Origin of the sequence: Acetobacter oeni (assembly GCF_011516825.1) — a bacterium.
GTDB classification, from domain to species: domain Bacteria; phylum Pseudomonadota; class Alphaproteobacteria; order Acetobacterales; family Acetobacteraceae; genus Acetobacter; species Acetobacter oeni.
Map to the genome: position 1 here is coordinate 1 of NZ_WOTA01000072.1, position 3,382 is coordinate 3,382.

Consider the following 3,382-nt stretch of genomic DNA (forward strand, 5'->3'; position numbering starts at 1 on the left):
ACCGGCCGATCGTCACAAGCATGGCATGACCTGATCATATCCCGAGGCGACATTTCGGTCGCCCTGATCGAGAGATCCGGTGGTCATAATTCTGCTTCCACCCAACAGGAGGAGGCATCATGCCAACAGGTAACTATATTCGCCAGAATTCGGTCAAAACACGACTGGCAGCTGGACTTGCGGCAAATCACGTCGAGGGTTTTCTTCAGTGGCTTCGCGAGAAGCAATACACACCTTTGACCGTTATAGAATTGGAGCGGCTGCTGGCATGCTGGACGCATTGGGCACGCGCGGCAGATTATACGCTCGCGACCATTCGCCAAGCATACATGGCTTCATCTACGCTGATCGCGTCGGGATATCGAGCGCGATTTCCCGGCGATCTCCGTCAGGATGTCGTGGGATGTGCCAAATTATTCATTATCTATTTGGAAACATGCAAAGTGCTGGATTCTTTGCCTGCTCCTGCCGAACCCGCTCTCCTCGTGGAATTCAGACATTGGGCATTGGAACAGCATGGTCTGGCAGAGACAACGCTCGGTTTTTACCTTCACGTCATTCGTCTTTTTGTTGCCTACATGGGTGAAGATCCGACCACTTATACGGCAGCCACCATCCGTGCCTTCGTCCTGGAACGGGGACAGAATGTCTCACAGTGTCGAGTAAAGGGCATCATTGTTTCAACACGGTCATTTCTGCGTTTTTTGGTTGCGACAAGGCGTTGTCCGTCGGGATTGGTGCATGCACTGCCCCGATCAGCAAACTGGCAGTTGACCTCCATCCCGCGATTTCTTCCGGACACGGAGATTGGGCGCATTATCGATGCGTGCGATGGCGAACAGCATCTCCGGGATCGAGCCATCATTCTGCTGCTGGCCCGTCTTGGATTGCGTGCCAGCGAGGTCGCGCGTCTGACGTTTGACGATCTCGACTGGAGTCAGGGTCATATTCGGATCCATGGGAAAGGCCGCCGACTTGAATTGCTGCCACTGACGCAGGAAATAGGCGACGCTATCATTGCCTATGTGACGCGTCAAAGACCGCCAGTGCCAACACGCGCGTTGTTCGTCACTGTATTCGCTCCGGTTCATGAGATTAACAGGATCGTCGTAAAATGCCTGGTCAATCGTGCCTTGACGCGGGCCGGCATAGAGAGTCCGCATCGTGGCGCACATATTCTGCGTCATTCGGCGGCAACCGCCATGCTGCGTCATGGGGTGAGGCTGGCTGATGTCGGCGCGGTACTTCGCCACCGCGATACAGCGATGACGGCCCATTATGCCAAGGTCGATCTGACGCTCCTGTCGGCTATTGCCCAACCATGGGATGGGAGGGCGCCATGCTGATCGACGACGTGAACCGCTACATAACCCTGCGCCGCTCACAGGGGTTCAAACTTGAAAAAACAGCCCGTCATCTCGAGGCATTTGCCCGCTATGCGGCGGAACGCGCCGATACCCATATTCGTATCGAGAGCGCGCTGGAGTGGTCATCTTCGACCTCGTCAACCCAACGCAGCCGATATCGAAAACTTCAGGAGCTTGCGCATTTTGCACGTTTTCTGCGCGCGGAAGATCCTCTTCATGAAGTTCCTGACCACCACATATTTTATTGCCCGGTATCGAGACCGACGCCTTACATCTATTCCCGGGACGAAATTGCCCGCATGCTCACTGCAGCGGGCAATTTGCGCCGGCAGAAGCCCAGTCCGCTCAGGCAGCACATATACGTGATGCTGATCGGACTGCTTGCCTCCACCGGTCTGCGGGTCTCCGAGGCGCTTAATCTCAGATTGTGCGATCTGCTACCGGACGGGGTCCTGCATATCCGTCAGACGAAATTCAATAAAAGCCGACTTGTTCCAATGCATCCGAGCGTCGCTGCCGCATTGCGCGACTACCTTGCTATCCGTGAGCGGTTCGCAGGAGCGGACGATCATGTATTTCTGTCCGTTGGCGGAAAGCCGATGGGCGTGGGAACCTTGTATGCGGCATTCCATGTTATCCTGCGCAAGGCGGGTGTCGGCCAAGGGCGCACCCGTCGCCCTCGCATCCATGATCTCCGACATACTTTCGCGACACGGGTGCTCGAACAATGCTCGGCCCGGCGGGAGGATGTCGCGCGCGATTTTATCGCGCTGTCGACGTATCTCGGGCACGCACATATCCGATATACCTACTGGTATCTGCAGGCGACACCCGAATTGATGAGCGATATCGCCGGAATGGCCGAAAACCTGATCGGGGAGAAGCTGTCATGACCCCGATCGCGCCTCTCATCACTGGCTTCCTGCGTGATTATCTACCCAATCAGCGTGGTTTCAGTCCGCATAGCTGCGATGCGTACGCCCATAGTTTCAAGCTGCTCCTTGCTTTTGTCTCTACCAGATTACGTGTGCGGCCAGCCCAGCTCATGCTCGAACAGATCAATGCCGACATGGTCATCGCATTCCTCACCAATATCGAACGGGAGCGCGGCAACAGTGCTTCCACCCGGAATCTGCGGCTCGCGGCAATCAAGACATTTATGCGCTACGTCGAATTGAAATATCCCAGAGCACTGGAACAGATTGCCCAGATCAGGGCAATCCCGGGCAAGCGGCATGAACAGAAACTCGTTCAACATCTGACGCTGATCGAAATACGCGCTGTTCTCGACGCTCCCGATCTCAAGACCCGTGCAGGAATACGAGATCGGGCCATGCTGCATCTTTGTTTCGCAGGTGGATTACGTGTTTCTGAACTGGTTGGTGTCCGCCTTGAAGACGTCGTCCTGCATCCCACCCCCAGCGTCACGGTGTTGGGCAAGGGGCGGCGTGAGCGGTGCCTGCCGCTCTGGAAAGATACCGCGCGCGATATCCGGGCATGGCTCGCCGTCAGAGGCACGCCACCAACACCGGAATTATTTACCAACGCACAAGGCCGGACGATGACGCGCGCAGGCTTCGAATATGTCCTGGAAAAACATGCGGCTTCAGCCGCAAGTCAATGTCCCACTTTATCAGATCGCGTGATTACACCTCATCTCTTGCGGCATAGCTGCGCGGTGACCATGCTTCAGGCCACGCGGGATATTCGCAAGGTTGCTCTCTGGCTGGGACATGCGGATATCCGAACGACCGAGGTCTATCTGCGGATAGATCCATCCGAAAAACTCGAGGCAATCGAGGCGGTGTTGCCGCCGTCACTCCGGCGGGGCCGTTTCAAGGCACCCGACGCATTGATCGCTTCCCTGATGGCACATCGGGGAGCATGACAGCGTGAGAATTTGGACCTGATCGCTCCGCGGCGGTCAGGTTCTCTTCCATACCGGCGCTCGGCGTGTGTCTGGGCGTACCGGGATATGATCGGGTACCATGCCATGCTTGTGACGATCGGCCTGC

Annotated in this window: 3 protein-coding genes; all 3 read left to right on the forward strand. The window is 56.4% G+C overall.

Features of this window, described 5'->3' with window-relative positions; genetic code table 11:
• Positions 1-119 precede the first annotated feature (119 nt).
• From GOB90_RS18535 to GOB90_RS18545, 3 genes are read left to right on the forward strand one after another with little or no spacing between them, the layout of a single operon-like run.
• Positions 120-1,346, forward strand: a complete 1,227-nt coding sequence (locus GOB90_RS18535) for a tyrosine-type recombinase/integrase (RefSeq protein WP_146893106.1) — start codon at positions 120-122, stop codon at positions 1,344-1,346.
• Positions 1,340-2,260: a tyrosine-type recombinase/integrase gene (locus GOB90_RS18540; protein WP_146893104.1), complete on the forward strand. Its 921-nt coding sequence runs from the start codon at positions 1,340-1,342 to the stop codon at positions 2,258-2,260. The genes GOB90_RS18535 and GOB90_RS18540 overlap by 7 nt, the downstream gene beginning before the upstream one ends.
• Positions 2,257-3,255, forward strand: a complete 999-nt coding sequence (locus tag GOB90_RS18545) for a tyrosine-type recombinase/integrase (protein WP_146893102.1) — start codon at positions 2,257-2,259, stop codon at positions 3,253-3,255. The genes GOB90_RS18540 and GOB90_RS18545 overlap by 4 nt, the downstream gene beginning before the upstream one ends.
• The last annotated feature ends 127 nt before the right edge of the window (positions 3,256-3,382 follow it).

What these genes read in the sequence shown, in the direction of transcription:
- GOB90_RS18535 (WP_146893106.1), top strand. Translation starts at nt 120, where the DNA reads ATGCCAACAGGTAACTATATTCGCCAGAATTCGGTCAAAACACGACTG.
- GOB90_RS18545 (WP_146893102.1), top strand. Translation starts at nt 2,257, where the DNA reads ATGACCCCGATCGCGCCTCTCATCACTGGCTTCCTGCGTGATTATCTA.
- GOB90_RS18540 (WP_146893104.1), top strand. Translation starts at nt 1,340, where the DNA reads ATGCTGATCGACGACGTGAACCGCTACATAACCCTGCGCCGCTCACAG.